This is a genomic window from Secundilactobacillus similis DSM 23365 = JCM 2765, assembly GCF_001311075.1.
Lineage (GTDB): Bacteria > Bacillota > Bacilli > Lactobacillales > Lactobacillaceae > Secundilactobacillus > Secundilactobacillus similis.
The window spans coordinates 63,528-83,485 of the sequence record NZ_BBAD01000002.1; the positions used below are offsets into that span (position 1 = coordinate 63,528).

A 19,958-nucleotide genomic window follows, 5' to 3' on the forward strand; every position below is an offset into this window, starting at 1 on the left:
GGTGCCTTTATTAGTGTTGGATTTGTTGGGTGTTTTTTTCAAGCAAATTAATTATTTAGATTCCAACGCTTTGCGTGCCGCTCTCGCTTTCGCCGCATCCCGGTTCTTCTTCAAAATGTGCCACTGTGGTCGGCCAATGAAGATGCCGAATGGCGGCACTTTATAACAGAAGAGCGCGATGAGGAAGGAAACCGCTAACGCGAAGGCGTAGCCAACGGGAATGAGTAGTAGGAAGCCCCAATCAGGCAGGTTGAAGTAACTGACGATTCGGGTCAAGATGTTGAGCCCCAGCGTTTGGTCAAGGTAGATCCCGAAACTGATGGTGGCGCCAGTTTTGATGAAGGCTTCAAACCAAGGCCAGATGCCGTGTTCGCGCCAGTACGCGTAGCATTTACCAATCCAAAAGACGAAGATGATCATCAACGTATCGTAAACCAGCATGTAGGGTTGGTGAGGCGACAAGGCTGCGGCGCTGCTGAAGCCCATGATCTTGGTGTCCCAAGTGTAGTAGAGCACCGTTCCCAGCCCCATTGCGATGGTGAACGTGGCGATGAGTTTAATGTGGCGCTGGATAAACGCCCACATATCATTGTAGTGCAACATGGTGTACGTCCCGAAGATGAAGAAGAACTGGTAGGTGAAGACGTTGACCCCGTAGGATTGGAACCACCAGAGCCAGTGGGTTTTGTCGATGTGTGGATAGACGTATTTGATTACAAACATCAAGATCATCTGAATCGTAAAACTGATGCCGAGGATCCAGTTATGATAGTTATACAGCCGTTTGAACAGCGTGACGATCAGCGGATAGATGATGTATAACTGCAGCGTGATCAGGATATAGTAGAGGTAGAAACGATCACCGTGGATGATGGCATCGAAGTAGGTTTGGCTGAACACTGAGAGATTGGCCAGATGGGGATCAGAGAAGACCATCATGGCTAATAATAGGAAGAAGTTCCACAACAGGTACGGCCAACCGGAACCGGCGAACCGCTTTTTGAAGAAGGTTGGCCAGTCGTTTCGGTTGTAGTAACTCAACGTCAGCACGAGGCCGGTCATGAACATGAAGCCCATTCGGGTAAAGTGCAACATCAAGTGGGTCGACAGCAGGGCCAGATGTTCCCAGCCCGTTGAACTCATCTCGTGAAGAAAAACGGTGGTGGAATGGTTTAATAACACCCCGAAAATGAAGAAGATCCGCATAAAGTCGACCTCATAAAGGTGTCGACGCTTCTTTTTTTGCGCTTGAACAGCTTGAGCTTGCAACGTGTGTCACTCCGATCTTTAATTGACTATCAATAATGAGTTAATGATTTAAAAATTGCTGAAACGATAACCTATCAAGGCTACCAATGGTAACTTAAAGTGAGCTTAAAACGGGCGTAGCCGTCAAGGCCCTTAACTGACCATGCGGCTAACATGATAACAAAGATTACAGCGAGAAACTAGTCCTAACTCACAGCGGATTTTCAGATTGCGTGTTAAAATGCGTCAAAATCTGCGTTAACCGGGTCCGAAGCTCTGAAATTTGCGTTTTTGTGAAGTAGGCAACTCCCAGCCGGATGTGGTTCTGGTGGGCCCCAAACAAGAAGTCGGGGCGAACGAGCACTTGGTGCGTTAAAAACTGGTCGTAGTCTGCGGCGGTGAGCGACCGATTAACGTTTAACTGCACCCAAAAGCTGCTGCCATCAACGGTTGGCTGCTGATACGTTAATTGATCGTCATCGGCTAGTGGTTGGAGCGCTGTATGGAGCCACTGCGTTCGTTGACGGAGTTGGGCGGTTTGCTGGTTGACCTGGTCAGCGAGATTGGGTTGGGCGAGGAACTGAGTGGCGATAAGTTGAGGGAAAATACTCATACCGGCTTCCATTTGCTGGCGAATGTCGGCTAAGCGCGTTACCAAGGAAGCGGGCGCCAGCAACCAGCCGATTCGAGTATGGCTCCCAACAAGGGACGACAGTGAGCCAACGTAAAGCACGTTATTAGGATCCAACGCCTTCAGTGGCACGATTGGTGACGTTGGGTTAAGGGCGTTGCTAATGCCAAAGGGGTCGTCTTCCACGATTGGCAGTTTTAGTTGCTGGCAAACTTTGATCAGTGCGCGGCGTTTGGCAAGGGGCATCGCCATCCCGGTTGGATTTTGACCATTGGGGTTCACGAATAGGAAGCGAAAGTGGTGCTTATAGTAGGCTTTCTGCAATGCCACGAGGTCGAGACTGCCATCTGGTTGGAGCGGGATGCCAAATACCCGGATGCCGGCCACTTGAAAGAGCGCCAGTTGGTAGAAGTAGGAGGGCTTTTCAATCGCAATTGCGTCCCCGTAAGATAGGAGGCCTTGCGTGATGAGGTAAAAGGCTTGTTGGGCGCCTGAAGTGATGAGAATTTGATCGGGTTGAATAGCTTGCTGGAGCAGGGGAGTTAGGTGCTGAACGAGTTGCCGTTTGAGGACTGTTGCGCCACTTAAATTAACGCTGGTTTCTTGGTCGATCAGCTGTTCAGCGGAAACGTGATTGAGTGAGATTGGCAAAGCCAGTTCTGGGGAGATGTTAAAGTGGGCCAGATTAATGACATCGGGTTCGGTTTCCATCGCCCGTAAGCGAGTCAGGTAATTGGCGGGATCGCCGAACCGGTTCGTGGACAGGTAGTTCTGCCAGTTCACGTTTTCGGGGAGCACGCCCCACTTGTCGGTGCTGACCCAGGTGCCACTACCGACCTTGCGAACGAGGAGCCCGTTACTGACCAGTTCGTTGAGGGCGTGCTGAATCGTTGAGCGGTTCACCACGAGTTTTTCGGCCAATTGCCGTTCAGCGGGAAGTTTTTCGCCGGGAAGCAGGGCGCCGGTTTCAATGGCGTGGGTGATCAGCGCGATGACGCGTAAGTAGAGTGATTGATGGGTTGCGGGTAATTGCCAGTTCATACGGATATCCTTTCTAAAATTGGGTGGTAAAAATACCAACCAATTGGTGGTTTTTATTATCTGTCTTCCAGCCTAACATAAACTTAAAATTTAAGCGCTGGAGGGATTCAATTATGACAGAAACTGGAACAACAACTGTAAAACGTGGTATGGCACAAATGCAAAAGGGTGGCGTCATCATGGACGTTGCCAATGTCGAGCAGGCTAAGGTGGCGGAAGCAGCCGGCGCCGTTGCCGTGATGGCCCTTGAACGGGTGCCCTCAGATATTCGCGCCGCTGGCGGGGTTGCCAGAATGTCTGACCCCGCGATGATCAAGTCGATTATGGACGCGGTGACGATTCCTGTGATGGCCAAGGTTCGAATCGGCCACATTGCCGAAGCGCGCATCTTGGAAGCCATTGGCGTTGACTACATTGATGAAAGTGAAGTCCTAACCCCAGCCGATGACCAGTACCACATTAAAAAAGACGATTACACGGTGCCGTTTGTTTGCGGCTGCCGCAACCTTGGTGAAGCCCTTCGGCGAATTGGTGAGGGTGCCTCAATGTTACGGACAAAGGGGGAACCCGGGACCGGCAACATCATTGAAGCGGTTCGGCACATGGAAAAGGTCAATCAACAAATCAGCCACGTGGTTGGGGCTACAGAGGCCCAGTTGATGACGATTGCGCGGGATTTGCGGGCGCCTTACGACTTGGTGAAAGAAGTTCATGACACTGGGAAGTTGCCCGTAGTTAACTTTGCGGCTGGCGGTGTCTCAACCCCAGCAGATGCCGCGTTGATGATGAATTTGGGCGCCGATGGCATCTTCGTTGGGTCAGGGATCTTTAAGTCTGAGAACCCAGCGAAATTTGCGAAGGCTATTGTGACCGCTACGGCGCACCCAACCGATTACGCGTTGATTGCCAAAGTATCGGAGAATCTCGGTAACCCAATGAAGGGCATCGAAATCTCAACGTTGACGGATGACCAAAAGATGGCTGACCGCGGGATCTAGTGAGGGGATGACAACATGAAAATTGGCGTATTAGCGTTACAGGGCGCTGTGAGTGAGCACCTGGCGCAACTGCAACAGTGTGGCGTAACGGGCCGACCAGTAAAAACACCGGCTGACTTAGCCGGGTTAGACGGGCTAGTGTTGCCCGGTGGTGAGAGTACTACGATTCGGAAGTTACTGGTGCGCGAAAACCTGCTGGCACCACTGCAAGAACTCGTTAAGCAGGGCTTTCCAATTTTCGGGACCTGTGCGGGGTTGGTATTGTTAGCGCAACCCGAATCGTTAAATGGCATTAAAGGCACCATGATTCGCAACGGGTTTGGTCGCCAGCGAGAAAGTTTTGAAGCCGACATTAACGTGGCGGGCTGGTCAAAACCATTTCATGGCGTTTTCATAAGAGCACCGTATTTTGAAACTGTTGGTGATGCTGCCAAACCGTTGGCAACGTTGCCGGATGGTCGGATTGTTGCCGCGGTTCAGGGTAACATCTTAGTAACCGCGTTCCATCCAGAACTGACGGCGGATCACCGGTTCCATCAGTACTTTATTGATCAGTTAGTTAAGACGGCTAGTTAAGGTTTTTATTTTGAAAACACCCACTAAATTCTTATCGAACCGGTGGGTGTTTTTTTGCGGCCTGATTTAGCGGCACGTCACGGTTAAACGAATTTATGAAATCGCTTGAAATATATAATCAGTAGCGTATATTAAAGGGTAGACATGATATATACGACCGGTTTAGTCGGGATGACGACCGGATAGGCGTTACCGCTAAGGAGCACACGAGATGTACTATGAATTTCAATTTGGTAATCTCTTCCTGATACTGGGCGTCATTGCCCTTTCAAAGTGGCTGGAAGATAAGTTAATATCGCAACACACCCGTCAGTGCTAGTGGACACAGTATTGGCAAGCTTTCTCTTTGCGATGCTGCTCTTTTTGCACACTGAAGTCGTGACCTTTAAAAATATTGGGTCGGGCGCCTATTCATTTGATTGGACGTTTTTGAACATTCAATTGATACTTTACATTTTTATGGCCGTCACAGTTCGATCCAGTGTTGGTCGGGGATTCTTGATCGGCGTTGGTCTGCTATTCTACTGGGAGCGGGGCTTCTTTTCATATTGGTATTCATGGCCGACATTGATTGCGGCCTTGGCCATTGCAATGGTGATTTCGCACTTTGGTGAGCAGTTGCTTAAGCACGTTTGGCAAATTTACCTGAGTGCGGTGGTCATGTGCATTCCTGTTTGGATCGCGGTTGGGACCGCAACTGACGGTGATCAGCTTGGTGACTGGGCCGTTAACTTCGCCATCTTTAGTGGCCAGTTTATTTTAGTCAACGCCTTTAACGTTCGGTTGCGGCGAGATATAATCGCGAACTGATGCTGACCAAGCAAGCTAATTTTGATGATTTAACCGGGATTAAGAACTTTCGGGCCTTCAATAATGATTTGAGTCAACAGTACGATGAGTTCAAGGAAACCCAGAATCAATTTATTCTAGTCATGATGGATATTGACCACTTTAAAGCCATCAATGACACTTATGGTCACTTGGTTGGCAATTCTGTCCTCAAGCAAACTGCCACGGCGCTTAATGAGTTGGCGAAAGAAGCCGATCCGGATGCCTATGCCTATCGGGTTGGCGGTGAAGAATTCGGGATTTTGCTACCAGTTAAACCTGGTGATGAACTCTGGACACGACGGTTGTGTCAACAGATTCAAACGAAGATTCGGCAACAGCGGTTGATGCTACCGAAAACAACGATCAACTGGACGATTTCGATTGGTTGTGATTATAGCAGTCTTAAAGATGAAGGCTGTTTGGAAATTTATCGCCGAGCGGATAAGAACCTCTATCATTCGAAGGAAAATGGTCGTGATGCGATTACGATTCAGGGGACGATGATGGAAGGTTAGTGTGCGAAAATAGTGTGCGGAGCGAGGCGGTTAGAAGGCGGCGTGGAAAGGGCTCTAAGTTAAACTACCGGGTTTTGGTAGTTTGGCTTAGAGCCTTTTCACATAGCTTTTTGCCTCGCGCAGCACGACTCGACGAAGTCAGAAGCCTATCTGCCATTCGGCGTGGTGGCCAGAAAGTGCGTGGTTGACAAGCTCCAGTCACTTAAGGAACCCCGGAAATAACAGTTTAAGCGATGCCGAATTTTGTAGTCTGAGCGCGCCAGTTTTCATGCGGTTTTGGCAAGCGAAGCGCCGACAAACAGCCAACACCTAAATCGCGTTAACCTAAACACAAACGTTAGTAACACCCTAAAGAATATTTCCAACAATCTCATCTAATTTCAGAATACCACCCACTCGATTGCTGGACGAAATTCTAGTTTCAATCCAGAATAATTCTACATCTTGTATTTATGGCGAGTATTTCGACTGAGTTGACCACAATATGTAGTTGAACCCAACCGTAAAAGTCGCTATGATGGTCGTAACTGTTAATTGAGATGAGAGATGGGAGTGGATACCATGCAAGAACCAAAGACTAGGGGAATTGCGACTTTGAGCGTTGTGAAGCGCGATGGTCGGCACGTGGAATTTGATTTAGCAAAAATTGAACGGGCCATTGAACGGGCGGCCAAGTCGACGACCGCGGCGTTGACGCCGGATGATCAACACGATATTGATGACGTGTTGGGGGCCGTTTTAACTGAAGTCACGAACCGGTTCCAGACCGACGTTAAGATTTACGAACTCCAAAACATTGTGGAGCACGAACTGATTGAACGGCAACAGTTCGATTGGGCGAAAGCTTACATTAACTACCGGACGCAAAAGGACTTAAAGCGTAATCAAGCGACCGATATCAACTTCACGATTCAAAAGCTATTAAAAAAGGATTCAACGGTGGTCAACGAAAACGCCAATAAGGACAGCAACGTGTTCAACACGCAACGCGACCTGACAGCGGGGACAGTTGCCAAGGCGATGGGGCTGAAGATGTTGCCGCCAAAGGTTGCCAATGCGCACTTGAAGGGTGACATTCACTGGCACGACTTGGACTACCAACCATACAGTCCAATGACTAACTGTTGTTTGATTGATTTTAAGGAAATGCTGAACCATGGTTTCAAAATTGGCAACGCCGAAGTTGAACCACCACACTCCATTCAAACGGCCACGGCTCAAATGTCTCAAATTATCGCTAACGTTGCCTCTAGCCAGTATGGTGGCTGTTCAGCTGACCGGGTCGACGAATTGTTGGCACCATTTGCGATGAAGAACTACGAGAAACACTTAGCGGATGCTAAGGAATGGATCGATGGTGCCGAGCGCCAAGCTGAATTTGCGAAGGAAAAGACTAGAAAAGATATCTACGATGCGATGCAGGCGTTGGAGTATGAGATCAACACGCTTTATTCATCTCAAGGCCAAACGCCATTTACCACCCTTGGTTTTGGGTTAGGTTCGAACTGGATCGAACGTGAGATTCAAAAATCGATTTTGAAAGTGCGAATCGGTGGCTTGGGTCAAGAAAAGCGGACAGCCATTTTCCCTAAGTTGGTCTTTTCAATTAAGCGGGGGTTGAACCTCGATCCTCAAGATCCCAATTACGACATCAAACAGTTGGCGGTGGAATGCGCGACGAAGCGGATGTACCCCGATGTGTTGATGTACGACAAGTTGGTTGAACTGACCGGCTCCTTTAAAGCGCCAATGGGTTGCCGGAGTTTCCTTCAGGGTTGGCAAGATGAACAGGGTAACGAAGTCAATGCCGGGCGGATGAACTTGGGCGTTGTGACGCTGAATTTGCCACGAATTGCACTTGAATCGAAGGGTAATCAGGATCGGTTCTGGTCAATTTTAAACGAACGCTTGGCCATCTGTAAGGAAGCGCTGGTCTTTAAAGTGAACCGCGCCAAGCAAGCGACGCCTGAAAATGCACCGATTTTGTATCAATACGGGGCATTTGGCAAGCGCTTGACCCGGGAACAGTCGGTTGATGAACTCTTCAAGAACAAGCGGGCTACGGTTTCGTTGGGCTACATTGGCTTGTACGAAGTCGGGACGGTGTTCTTTGGTCCTAACTGGGAGCACGATGCTGAGGCGAAGGCCTTTACGTTGCAGTCGTCAAAGCGCTCTACGATAACTGTGAACAGTGGAGTGACGAGTACGACTACCACTTCAGCGTTTACGCAACACCGGCTGAAAGTTTGACGAACACCTTCTGCCAAGCCGATATTAAGAAGTTTGGCCGAATCAAAGACGTGACGGATAAGGAATACTATACGAACAGTTTCCACTACGATGTTCGGAAAGCACCAACGCCGTTTGAAAAAATTGATTTTGAAAAAGTTTACCCGCCATACAGCTCAGGTGGGTTTATTCACTACTGCGAATACCCAAACCTGAAGCAAAACCCTAAGGCGCTAGAAGCCGTGTGGGATTACGCCTACGACCGAATTGGCTACCTTGGGACTAACACGCCAATCGATCAGTGTTTTGAATGTGGCTTTAAGGGTGAATTTAAACCAACTGCCCGGGGCTTTGAATGCCCACAGTGTGGCAATCACGATCCCGCAACCTGTGATGTTGTAAAGCGGACCTGTGGCTATTTAGGCAATCCAAACCAACGGCCAATGGTTCACGGCCGCCACGTTGAAATTGCCAGTCGGGTCAAGCACATGACGTTGGGTAATGACCAAAACGACATTGCGCGGCAGTAATCAGGAGTGATGAGATGACAACGGAATCAGTTAAGTTACCACGAAATCCCGAACCCAAGGAGTGGTTGGCTAGTGAGTTGAGCGACCAACGGATCGCGAGCTATAAGCCGTTTAACTTTGTGGATGGCGAAGGGGTTCGGTGCAGTCTCTACGTGAGTGGTTGTAAGTTCAACTGCCCGGGGTGCTACAACAAAGTGGCGCAAAACTTCCACTTTGGCCAACCCTACACGCAGGAACTGGAAGATCAGATTATTGCTGATTTGGGTCAGTCTTACGTGCAAGGCCTCACGTTATTGGGTGGCGAACCATTTTTAAATACGCAGGTTTGCCTGAAACTATGTCGCCGAGTTCGCGAAGAGTTTGGTGATACCAAGGATATCTGGAGCTGGACCGGCTACACCTGGGACGAACTCAAGCAGGAGTCTGAGGATAAGCGAGAACTCTTGCAGTTATTGGATATCTTGGTTGATGGTCGGTTCTTACAAGCTAAGATGGACCTGACTCTCCAGTTTCGTGGGAGTAGTAACCAACGGATCATTAATGTCCCAGCGTCGTTAGCAACGGGTGACGTTGTGTTGTGGGATAAGTTAATCAAATAATCATTGTTAAAAAACGGGCTGCTCATCATTTGGTGAGCAGCCCGTTTAGTCGTGGCAAGTCAAAATAATGCTGATAGACAAGTCAAATATTAGTGACGAAAACGGCTAATATTTGCGCAATTTTAGTGCCATTTTGGCAAACTCGGCGGGAGGACTTTGCATTTTAAGGGTCACAAGTTACACTTAGCACAAAGAGGTGGAGACGGTGCTGCAGGTAATTTTGACGGGAATCTTATCGTTTGTAAGTTCGGATTTAGATGACATTATTGTGTTGACGTTGCTGTTTACGCAGCGCCGGAAGTACCGAACGGGGCATATTATAGCGGGTCAGCTATTAGGGATTGGCAGCTTGGTGCTGATTAGCTTGCTGATCAACTACGGTCTAGGGTTAGTGGCAACGTCCATCTTGAAGTGGATTGGGATTCTACCGATTATTTTAGGGGTTAAATACTGGTACGATTACTACTACCAAAGCAAATCCGATAACGAAAACATGCCCGAAACAGTGGTTGCCCAGCATTCAATGATTGGCAACATACTGGGAATTTGCCTGCTCACCATCTCAAACGGTGCGGATAATATTGGTATCTATGTGCCATTGTTCACGCAGTATAGCAACTGGGAGCTTGGGGTGATCATTGCGGTTTATGGCGCGATGACCTTGGTTTGGTGTTACTTCGGCTATCGGTTGGCCAGCCTGCCAGCGTTGCAGGTGCGAATTGAGCGTTACCGGCGCTGGTTGATTCCGCTGATTTTTGTGTTGTTGGGTATTTATGTGCTGTTTAAAAACGGCGCCTTTAATTAAATGGGTAGCGCTGATTAGAGAATTTTTCAATCAGCGTTTTTTTGATTCGTTTTTAAGTTCAGTTTCAGTTAACTTAGGCATAATGTCACTATTACTAATAGAAGGTGACGGTTAAACATGAAGGTAAAATGGTTACTAACACTACCGATTCTGATGTTAGGTTTAGGATTGGCGGCCTGTTCCACGACGCAATCAAAAAGTAGTGCAAGCAGTAGTTCTAGTGGCAATTCAGCTAAAAAAACGAGTCAGACAACGATGACGAAAACGAGTACGGATGACAGTAAGGCTGATGGTTCGCTCAAAACGGTGTTATCGGAAACAAAGTCTAAATTCAAACAGTTATCGTACAAGGATACAAAAACTGGGGTCACGTTAAAGTATAACCTGTACGTTCCGGAAAACTATAACAAGAACAAAGCGTATCCGTTGGTCAGCTTTATCCATGATGATTCCGTCACTGGTAAGTCGACGGTGAGTGGGCTTACGCAAGGGTATGGTGGCGTCATTTGGGCGACACCGTCTGAACAAGCTAAGCACGCGAGTTTTGTCGTTGATCCGGTATTTAGCACCTCAACCGTCTCTGGTGGTATGGGGCAATCGGGGTCGGCCGTGGTGAAGAAACAGGTTCAAACGTATCTGGATCTGCTGAAATCGCTGGAGAAGCAGTACAATATTGACCAGAACCGCCTGTATGGTACTGGTCAATCCATGGGTGGGATGACGATGTTCTACTTGAATTCGCACTACCCGAAGTTATTTGCGGCAACGTTATACGTTTCCTCGCAATGGGATGTGAAACAGTTGGCGGCGTTGAAACACCAAAAGTTTTTCTACATTGTTGCGGGTGGCGATAGCACAGCGGTTTCAGGACAAAATTCGTTGATCAAATACCTGAAGCAGAGTAACGTTGCGTATACGCATCGCACCTTATCCGCCACGGCAAGCGCTAAAACCAAAAATCAGGTGATCAATCAGATGTTGGCGAAAAAGGCGAATGCCAACTTTATCACTTGGACAAGTGGCTCTGTGTTAACAAATTCACAGCAAGCGATGGAACACATGGCATCGTTTGATTACGGCTATACGGTCCCATCTGTTCGAGACTGGCTGTTTAATCAGCGTAAGTGATAAGGTTGAGTTTATTCCGTAATTATGCGGTATCACTAATTTAAGGTGCGAAACTGGCAAAATGGGATTTAATCATTAATTTTGTGAAAAAACTACTAATCTAATCGAAAATTAATTGCTTTAGCAAGTTTCTCGTGATAATATGAGCATATTCTTTAATACGAACTTGGAGGAGACCAAAATGAACAAACAAGATTTTACCGAAATTGCCCAAAAGCACTACGATGCCATGACTGAATTGTTTGAACCACACAAGATGTTGAGTGCAATCGATGCCGGAATCGCTAAAGCCAACGAACTTGGCGTTGGGGTAACGTTCTGCATTATGAACGCCGACCGCGTGGTTCAAATGTCATACCATTTACCAAACGCCAACTTGGTAAGTGTTCAATTGGCACCTAAAAAGGCTTGGTCAGCTATCTCAATGAAGCAACCAACCAAGGAAGTTAGCTCAGAGATCCAACCAGGCGCCCCATTGTACGCAATGGAAACCATGTTGGATGGCGACTTAGTATCCTTCGCCGGTGGGATCCCATTGGTATTCGGCGAACAAATCGTTGGTGCGATCGGTGTCAGCGGTGGATTGGTTGAAGAAGACCAAGCAATCTGTGAAGCGACTGTAGCTAAGTTTATGGAATTAAGTGACTAGAGCGCAAAACGAAGCGCTTTGAGCGTGGAGTATAAGAAGAGCCAAGCAGTATTGCCCGGGTTTGGGGCAATACTGCTTGGCTCTTCTTATATGCAACGCTCAGCTTCGTTTTGCGCATTTCGGCGTGGTGGCAAGAAGGCGGTTAGGCAACCAACCTTCACTTAGGTAACCAGAACTCCAAGAAATACCAGTTTAAACTAAGCCGAAAACAACGTAGACGGAAAGCACGTCGCCGGCACCACAATCTACCAACAACAGCAATCAACATACACTGAATAACCAAATGAATCGCGCTATACAGGCCATAATTCATCGGTTTCAAGCCGTCACCCACAATGTGTTACACTAAACCCAACGACCAAAAAAGGAGTCTTCAACCATGCTACCCAAACTCATTGCGACAGACATTGACCACACCTTCTTAACGGATGCAGGCCACTACGATCATCAACGCTTCACCAAGATTTATCAGCAGTTAGCTGATCGAAACATTCGGTTTGTGATCGCGAGTGGGAACCAGAAGTACCACCTAACGAATCTATTTCCGGACTATCCGGATTTGATTTACGTGGCGGAAAATGGCGCGTACGTGTCTGATCGAACGCAGGCGTACGCGTTGACCACGTTTAGTGATGACGTGGCTAGTGAAGTGATTTCACGGTTAACGGCTGATTCGAAGTACCATTTTTCAATGTGTAATCCTGAAATGGCCTTCATTCGTAAAACGGAGCCAGAACCGGTTTTGGCAACGGCTCGTAAGTTCTGCGACCGGTTAACGTTGGTGGATGATCTTCAAGACTCAGCACATCACATCGTGAAGTTCACGTTAAATGCCCCTGCAGATGAGTTAGCGGCCCTGTACGATGACGTTAAGCAACTGTTAGGGCCGTTGGTGGCACCGATGACGAGTGGGCACACGAGTATCGATCTCGTTTATCCCGGCGTGAATAAGGCAACTGGTCTTCAAACGTTGGGGGATAAGTTAGGCATCAGCACCGCTGAAATGTGGGCGTTTGGCGATGATCGTAACGATGTGCCAATGCTGGCTGAAGTTGGCCGCGGAATTGCGGTTGCGAACGCTGTTCCGGCCGTTCAAGCGGTGAGTGATGATACGGCGCCGGCTGCGAATGAGCAGGGCGTCTTGCAGTATTTGGAGCAAGCGTTGGCGGCAGAAAAGTAATTAATTTTATTAAAAAAACCGGTCTCCCGGCTTTCAGAAATGAAAGTCGGGAGACCGGTTTTTAGTTTGGATTCGGGTTAGTTCGCCGCAACATAATCATCAATCTCAGCCAAGTAAAGTGCCTTAGCTTCATCGCTGATCCAAGAAGTCTCAAACGAGTTTTTAGCAAGGCGGACAACTTGATCCTTAGTGAGGTTGAACTTATCAGCAATGGCGTAGTAGTTATCACTGATGTAGCCGCCGAAGTAGGCGGATCATCGGAATGGATCGAAACCTTGACGTCTTTAGCCAAGAGTTCGAGGACTTCCTTTCCCTTCATTTCGGGTGACACAAAGGCGTTAGAAAGTGGGCAAGAGGTCATGCCGATGTTGTGGTTGGCCACAAAGTCGACCAGATCTGGATCTTCAACAATGTTGGTACCGTGGTCGAGTCGTTCAACGCCCATGATTTCAAGCGCTTGGCGGATATGTTCAATAGAATCTTTTTGGTCGATGTCACAGTGGGCGGTTAAGTGTAAGCCGGCTGCAGCAGCGTCTTCGTACTGACGAGCGAATTTCAGAGGTGGGTTGTTGTGTTCATCGGAGTCGAGACCGATGCCCACGAATTTATCCTTATAAGGAAGGGCTTCTTCAAGCGTCTTGCGTGCGGACTCTTTAGAAAAGTCGCGCAGGAAGCACATGATCAGCGTGGCATCGATGTTGAGCGCCCGAGCGTCCACCGTCGCGCGGTACAAGCCGTTGATCACCGTTTCAAATGCAATGCCACGGCTGGTATGGGCTTGTGGGTCAAAGAAAATTTCGACGTGGCGGATGTGGTTCTTAGCGGCTCGTTTTAGATAATCAAAGGCCAAGTCGTAGAAGTCCTGTTCGTGTTGCAGGACGTTCATTGCGGGGTAGTAGACCGCTAAGAAGGAAGCTAAGTCATCATATTGATAGGTGGCCCGCACGTCTTCGATGCTCGATTGGCCAATGTCAACGTGGTTGCGTTTGGCTAACTTCAACTTAAGTTCGGGTTCAAGGGTTCCTTCAATGTGTAAATGCAATTCGGCTTTTGGTAATCCCTGGGTAAAGGCCGGCGTCACTTCGGTGCTCATACTGAATGCCTCCAATGATATTGTTTGTTTTTTAAATTACATATTCAGTGTAACACGTAAATCAAACTAGTCAATCCGATAAAACACGAATATTGATGTTGTGTTAATTAAAAATATATGGCATAATACGAACTGTACTTAACAAACAGACGAAGGGGATCATCACGCTCATGCAAAATTTAAGTAACGGTGCGACAAGTAATGGGAGTTATCTTGACCGGACCTTCCATCTTTCCGAACAAAACACCACGGTGGGTCGCGAACTCTTAGCCGGCCTGACTACGTTCGTGTCTATGGCTTACATTTTATTCGTTAACCCAATCATCTTAGGGGCTGCTGGGATGGACAAAGGGGCCGTCTTCACGGCCACCGCACTTTCAGCAATTATTGGTTGTTTATTGATGGCGTTTCTTGCCAACTACCCAATCGCCATTGCACCAGCCTTGGCGATAACGCGTTCTTTACCTTTTCCGTTTGTTTTAGGAATGGGCATTCCTTGGGAAAAGGCGATGGCCGGCGTATTCGTTGCGTCCGTGCTGTTTACAATCTTATCCTTCCTGAAAGTTCGGGAAATCGTGATCGATGCGATTCCAAAGGATTTGAAACTGGCGATGGCTGCTGGGATCGGTATCTTTATCGCATTCGTCGGGATGCAAGGGGGCGGCTTGATCGTTGCGGATAAGTCATCCCTCGTTGCGATTGGCTCATTTACGGTGCCAACGACTTGGTTAACCATTTTCGGGATTTTCGTGATTGCCATCTTAATGGCTAAAAAAGTGCCAGGTTCCATCTTTATCGGGTTAGTAGCAACGGCCGTTTTAGGTTTAGCGACCGGTTTGATTAAAGCGCCAAGCAGTATCATTTCACTGGCACCTAGCTTGAAACCAACCTTTGGCGTTGGGGTCGAGCACTTACCAAGTATCGCTGATCCGCAAATGTGGGCGGTTGTGCTGATCTTCTTGTTGGTGGCCTTCTTTGATACGGCCGGTACGTTGATCGGTTTGGCCCAACAAGCGGGCATCATGAAGAACAACAAGATGCCTCGGATTGGCCGCGCTTTGATGGCGGACTCCATTTCAATGTTGGCCGGTTCCGTTATGGGGACGACGCCAACAGCTGCCTACGTTGAATCATCTGCCGGGATCGCCGTTGGTGGCCGGACTGGCTTGACGTCGTTGACGACTGGGATCTTGTTTGCCTTCAGTATGTTATTCTCACCACTGTTGACCGTTGTGACCGACCAAGTGACCGCACCTGCGTTGATCGTAGTTGGGGTGCTGATGGTTTCTGCTTTAAGTGAGATTCACTGGAACCAATTTGAAATTGCCTTGCCTGCCTTCCTGACGGTGATCGGGATGCCGTTGACCTACAACATTTCATACGGGATCGCCTTTGGGTTCTTAACTTACCCAATCTTGATGACCGTTGCTGGCCGGCGCAAGGAAGTCAACTACATCATGTGGATCATGCTCTTCGTATTCGTACTCTTGCTGTACGTCTTGAACGTGATTCCAAAGTCATAATCAAACTTGTTTTTTAACCGAATGAGGCGCCGTCAAACGACTCATTTGGGTTCAAATACGGCTCGGTAAGCCGCCCAAAATACCTTGATGACACTACTTTAACGTGACGAGATCGCCACAAAAAAGAAATGAGAGGTTTTTAAATTGACAACAGTTGAACAACTAGGACGCTACATTGATGCCGGGGCAGCCAAGCTCCCCGCAGACTTAGTGATCGAAAACGGCACTTTGGTAAACGTGAACACGGCAGAGTATTACTTGGCCGACGTTGCAGTCTACCAAGGTAAGATCGTGGCAGTGGACGCTGACGTGAGTGCTTACGTGGGGCCTGAAACTCGGCATGTGGACGCTACCGGGAAGTATTTGGTACCCGGTTTGATCGACGGTCACATTCACGTGGAATGCAGTAAGCTGAGCCTGACTCGGTTTGCGCAGGCGGTTGTGCCTCACGGGACGACCAGCATCGTGTCCGGCCTAGACGAGTATATTTCAGTTGTTGGGGTTGCCGGGTTAGACGAACTCTTTACCGAAATCGACCAGAGCGCCATGAAGGTGTTCTGGGGGCTGCCATACAAAACACCGTACACCATCCCAACGTCAACAATTTCCTACAACGTCTCAGCAGCGGATCATGAGCGGATCCAACCCCAAGAAAACTGTTACGGCGTCTGGGAAACGGTGCGTGAAGCCATCCAGATGAAGGATGAAGATACTTTAAAAGCGATTTTAACGGCGCAAAAATACCATAAGCCGTGTTCGGTTGTTCACCAATGGCAACCGGCATCGACTTGAACGAATTTCTCATGAGTGGCGTTCACGTGGACCACGAAAGCTATTCTCACGAAGAATTCTTGGAAAAGGCGCGTAAGGGGGTTCACGTGGTCATTCGTGAATCATCCGTAACCAAGTTCTTAAAGGAAAATATCCGAGCCATCACTGAAGGTGCGGCTGGCGTTGCCCGGCACACGAGTTTTTGTACTGATGACGTCAACGCCCGCGACATTTTAGATTACGGGCATTTGGATCACATGGTTCGACTTGCGATTAAAGCTGGCGTATCACCAATGACCGCTATTCAAATGGCTTCGTTAAATAGTGCTGAAGCTTACCACATCGACGATACGGTTGGCTCCATTGCGCCAGGTAAGGACGCTGACATTCTGTTAGTTGACCAACCCGGTACTTTCAACGTTGAAACAGTCATCAGCAAGGGCCAGTTAGTGTCCGAAAATAACGAAGTGGTTGCTAGTTTCCAACCACCAAAGCGGAGCGCGACCCTTCAAGGTAAGTTGCAGCATGAGTTATTGAAGCCGGCTGATTTTGACTACCAAGTTGACTTAGCCGATGGTACCGCAACCGTTGAAGCCATTCATAGTGTTGGCCCGTTTGTCAGAAAACGCCAAGACGTTGAGTTAGCAGTCAAGAACGGCGTCGTTCAACCCGACGTTGCCAAGGATACGGCACTGGTTTCGGTAATCGAACGTTACGGCATTAACGGCAATCAATCTCGCGGATTCTTACACGGCTGGTCGATCAAACGTGGCGCCGTCGCAACCTCAGCGTCACCGGATGACAATAACTTGGTCGTTGCCGGTGTGAACACCGATGACATGGCGTTAGCGGCCAATACTCTGATCGAATGCGGCGGTGGTCAAGTCGTCGTGGTTGACGGGAAGGTTGTGGCCTTGCTGGAATTACCAATTGGTGGCATCACCACTGATTTGACACCTGCTGAATTAGCGGCTAAGGAAATCGAATTGAAGACGGCTGCGGAACAGCTTGGCAGCGAACTGCCAGATCCATTGTTCTACCTGTCCTTCTTACCAATTACTGCGATTCCGGACCTTGCCATTACTGATGGCGGGAACGTGGACTACACGAAGTTGGCTTACTTTGATCCGATTTTGGAATTAAATAAATAACTAGAGAGCAATCGACTTATCCGGTCGGTTGCTTTTTGTTGTCGCTTGTGTCCAGCGTAAGCATTGGGCGGATTTTGGGTGAAGGCTGTTTGTCATCGCTTCGCTCGCCAAAGCCGCATAAAAATCAGCGCTCTCTGGCCACCACGCCGAATGGTGCTGCGCGAGACTGAGAGCTGCATGTAAGGCGAGTCCGGTAAACCCGCCAGACCCGGGCGCCTTCACCGGACTCACCTTACACACTGCTCTCAACCCGTCTCGCTCCGCACACTTGCTAGTAACCCCAACATTGACGACCGGGTTACTAACGCGTATACTAGCTAATTCAAACTGATTAACGGGGGTTATTAAAAATGACAACGACGATTTCGGTTCGTCAACTTGCGACAACGGCAATGATGACGGCATTACTAGTGGTGTTAGGGCTATTTCCGGGGATTCCGTTGGGACTCATTCCAGTCCCCATCGTGTTACAAAACTTAGGCATCATGTTAGTGGGGGCTTTACTCCGTGCGCGGTTTGGCACGATTTCAGTGGGGTTGTTATTGCTGATGGCGTTTATCGGCTTACCAGTCCTTTCTGGTGGTCGTGGGGGTGCGGCGGTGTTTTTCGGTCCAACTGGTGGTTATTTAATTGGTTGGTTGCTGGCGCCAGCTTTGATCAGTGGCTTGTCGACAATTTGGCACGCCCGTGAAACCCACGGGTGGTGGCGTGAATTGGTGATCATACTGTTAATTGGCGTCGGACTGGTTGACCTGATTGGGTCGTTATGGCTGGCGGGACAGTCGCACATGACGCTTTCAACGGCGTTGTTGTCAAATGCTGCCTTTTTACCTGGCGATATCCTAAAAGCGATAATTGCAGTTTTGCTAGCTCGGCGGTTACGGCCAGTGCTAAAATTGGCTTAAGTAACGGAGGATGAATCAATGACACAGACAACCAAACAGCAAATTTTAGCCGAATTATTAAGTCACCCCGGTGACTGGCAATCTGGTGATCAACTCGCAAGTGACGCCAATATTTCCCGGGAAAGTGTTTGGAAGGCAATCAATGGTCTTCGGAAGCAGGGCCATCAAATTGAAAGCCGGCGGAGTTTAGGGTATCGCTATCTTGGCAGTGATCGGCTGGATGCGGATGCCATTCAGCATTACGCTGACGGTCACTTTTCGGGTGACTTACGAGTGATGGATGAAATCAACTCCACTCAAAGTTGGGCGAAGCAGGTGTTGAGTGAAACACCAGAGTTAGGCACAACGGCGTTCTTTGCGGAACAGCAAACGCAGGGGTATGGCCGACGTGGCCGGGCGTTTTATTCGCCGAAAGAAACTGGGTTATATATGAGTTTAGTTTTACCAAATCCATATACGGATATGCCGCAGCCGGGGTTATTGACGACCGGCGTAGCGGTATCGGTGGTTCGCGTATTGTCACAGTTTTTTCCTGAAAAGCCGTTCCAGTTGAAATGGGTCAACGATATTTATCTAGAGGGCAGAAGGTTTGCGGTATTTTAACCGAAACTAGCCTTGAACTCGAATCGACGTCATCGATGGCGTTTGTGATTGGGGTTGGACTCAATTTAAGTACGGCGTCTTTCCCGGATGAAATCAAGCAAAAGGCACGGGGCATTGCGCCAGATGGTCAAGTTGATCGGAATCGGTTGGCGGCGGCGTTGATCAGTCAAATTCAGACGGATTGTGGTACCTACATGACTGGTGCATTGATGCCGGTTTATCGTGAATGGTCTGGCGTGATTGGTAAACCGGTCACGTTGAAAGTTGGGTCTCGAACGGTGACCGGTATCGTACAAACGATCGATGATCAGGGCCAGCTTGTGTTAACCGATGACGCCGGGCAAGTGACGGCCTATGGGAGCGGTGAAGTGACCAAGGTGAATCTGGTGTCTAAGTCAGTGTTGATTGCGGGACGGCTGACGGATGACGCTGGTCGGTGCCGGCATTATCACTTGGAAACGGATGTTGTGGGACTGAAGTGCGCGCGGTGTCAGACGTATTTTGCCTGCTATCAGTGCCATGATGAGTTAACGGATCATGCGTTTGTACCGAGTCCGAAAACGGAACAGGTTGCGATTTGTGGTGTTTGTGGGCAGCGGATGACGTATGCGGTTTATGCGGTGGGGCATTGTCCGGCTTGTGGACATGGGTTTAATCCGCGGTGTGCGGTGCATGCGGGGATTTATTTTGGTGATTGAGGAAAAGTGGTTTCGGATTGAGTGCTCTTTTGGGAGTGCCGGTTTGAGATCACTTTTTTTGTTGGCGATAGTGAGTGGTGATGGTGACGTGCATTGCTGTTATGTGGTTTTCGGCGCTATTTGGATTGGGGATTTAGGAGAATCGGTTTTGGTGTGGAGTTTGGTGACGGAAGTTGTTTTAGGCAACTGCGCCGAAACGTGCTCCGCAAGGCAGAGAGTTGCGCATAAGCGACTTCCACCACAAACCCCAAAAA

The 19,958-nt window shown here is 48.7% G+C and carries 14 protein-coding genes and 4 pseudogenes; 15 read left to right on the plus strand and 3 right to left on the minus strand.

The window, feature by feature from the left end; genetic code table 11:
* Positions 1-51 precede the first annotated feature (51 nt).
* Together JCM2765_RS00900 and JCM2765_RS00905 are read right to left on the minus strand one after the other, a co-directional pair.
* Positions 52-1,269 carry an acyltransferase gene (locus JCM2765_RS00900; protein ID WP_054732651.1) on the minus strand — a complete coding sequence of 406 codons (1,218 nt, stop codon included), beginning with the start codon at positions 1,267-1,269 and terminating at the stop codon, positions 52-54.
* Between the two features lie 190 nt (positions 1,270-1,459).
* A complete protein-coding gene (locus JCM2765_RS00905; RefSeq protein ID WP_082404928.1) occupies positions 1,460-2,920 on the minus strand; it encodes an aminotransferase-like domain-containing protein in 1,461 nt (486 codons plus the stop codon).
* 113 nt (positions 2,921-3,033) lie between these two features.
* Here JCM2765_RS00905 and pdxS point away from each other — a divergent pair, with 113 nt between their 5' ends.
* From pdxS to JCM2765_RS00955, 10 genes and pseudogenes are all read left to right on the plus strand, one after another.
* Complete coding sequence (gene pdxS / locus JCM2765_RS00910) at positions 3,034-3,918, plus strand: pyridoxal 5'-phosphate synthase lyase subunit PdxS (protein WP_054732653.1); 885 nt, start codon at positions 3,034-3,036, stop codon at positions 3,916-3,918.
* Positions 3,919-3,933: 15 nt separating this feature from the next.
* Positions 3,934-4,494, plus strand: coding sequence for a pyridoxal 5'-phosphate synthase glutaminase subunit PdxT (pdxT, locus tag JCM2765_RS00915; protein WP_054732655.1), 561 nt, complete (start codon positions 3,934-3,936; stop codon positions 4,492-4,494).
* A gap of 330 nt (positions 4,495-4,824) precedes the next feature.
* Positions 4,825-5,304: a hypothetical protein gene (locus JCM2765_RS00920; RefSeq protein WP_156301630.1), complete on the plus strand. Its 480-nt coding sequence runs from the start codon at positions 4,825-4,827 to the stop codon at positions 5,302-5,304.
* The gene (locus tag JCM2765_RS00925; protein ID WP_054732660.1) at positions 5,304-5,840 is read left to right on the plus strand and encodes a GGDEF domain-containing protein; all 537 of its coding nucleotides are present in this window, start codon (positions 5,304-5,306) and stop codon (positions 5,838-5,840) included. The genes JCM2765_RS00920 and JCM2765_RS00925 overlap by 1 nt, the downstream gene beginning before the upstream one ends.
* 561 nt (positions 5,841-6,401) lie before the next feature.
* A pseudogene (gene nrdD, locus JCM2765_RS00930) lies at positions 6,402-8,599 on the plus strand (anaerobic ribonucleoside-triphosphate reductase).
* A 14-nt stretch (positions 8,600-8,613) separates the two neighbouring features.
* Positions 8,614-9,198 (plus strand): anaerobic ribonucleoside-triphosphate reductase activating protein, encoded by a 585-nt coding sequence (nrdG, locus tag JCM2765_RS00935; RefSeq protein ID WP_054732663.1) that lies wholly within the window; start codon positions 8,614-8,616, stop codon positions 9,196-9,198.
* A 205-nt stretch (positions 9,199-9,403) separates the two neighbouring features.
* The gene (locus JCM2765_RS00940; protein ID WP_054732665.1) at positions 9,404-10,003 is read left to right on the plus strand and encodes a cadmium resistance transporter; all 600 of its coding nucleotides are present in this window, start codon (positions 9,404-9,406) and stop codon (positions 10,001-10,003) included.
* 117 nt (positions 10,004-10,120) lie between these two features.
* The gene (locus JCM2765_RS00945) at positions 10,121-11,131 is read left to right on the plus strand and encodes a carboxylesterase family protein (protein ID WP_054732668.1); all 1,011 of its coding nucleotides are present in this window, start codon (positions 10,121-10,123) and stop codon (positions 11,129-11,131) included.
* Between the two features lie 181 nt (positions 11,132-11,312).
* Positions 11,313-11,780 (plus strand): GlcG/HbpS family heme-binding protein, encoded by a 468-nt coding sequence (locus tag JCM2765_RS00950; protein ID WP_054732671.1) that lies wholly within the window; start codon positions 11,313-11,315, stop codon positions 11,778-11,780.
* A gap of 379 nt (positions 11,781-12,159) precedes the next feature.
* On the plus strand, positions 12,160-12,960 hold the full coding sequence (locus JCM2765_RS00955) for a Cof-type HAD-IIB family hydrolase (RefSeq protein WP_054732673.1): 801 nt from the start codon (positions 12,160-12,162) through the stop codon (positions 12,958-12,960).
* 77 nt (positions 12,961-13,037) lie between these two features.
* Here JCM2765_RS00955 and add read toward each other — a convergent pair.
* Positions 13,038-14,053 (minus strand): annotated as a pseudogene (gene add, locus JCM2765_RS00960) (adenosine deaminase).
* 170 nt (positions 14,054-14,223) lie between these two features.
* Between add and JCM2765_RS00965 the strand changes: the two are divergent.
* The 5 genes and pseudogenes from JCM2765_RS00965 to JCM2765_RS00990 all read left to right on the plus strand — a co-directional run bounded on the left by JCM2765_RS00965 (position 14,224) and on the right by JCM2765_RS00990 (position 19,704).
* On the plus strand, positions 14,224-15,576 hold the full coding sequence (locus JCM2765_RS00965; protein ID WP_054732676.1) for an NCS2 family permease: 1,353 nt from the start codon (positions 14,224-14,226) through the stop codon (positions 15,574-15,576).
* A gap of 144 nt (positions 15,577-15,720) precedes the next feature.
* Positions 15,721-17,498, plus strand: a pseudogene (locus JCM2765_RS00970) (adenine deaminase C-terminal domain-containing protein).
* A gap of 350 nt (positions 17,499-17,848) precedes the next feature.
* Complete coding sequence (locus tag JCM2765_RS00980; RefSeq protein WP_054732682.1) at positions 17,849-18,403, plus strand: biotin transporter BioY; 555 nt, start codon at positions 17,849-17,851, stop codon at positions 18,401-18,403.
* Positions 18,404-18,421: 18 nt separating this feature from the next.
* Positions 18,422-19,392 (plus strand): annotated as a pseudogene (locus tag JCM2765_RS00985) (biotin--[acetyl-CoA-carboxylase] ligase); the annotation flags it as partial.
* A gap of 12 nt (positions 19,393-19,404) precedes the next feature.
* On the plus strand, positions 19,405-19,704 hold the full coding sequence (locus JCM2765_RS00990; protein ID WP_054732743.1) for a CHY zinc finger protein: 300 nt from the start codon (positions 19,405-19,407) through the stop codon (positions 19,702-19,704).
* Positions 19,705-19,958 lie beyond the last annotated feature (254 nt).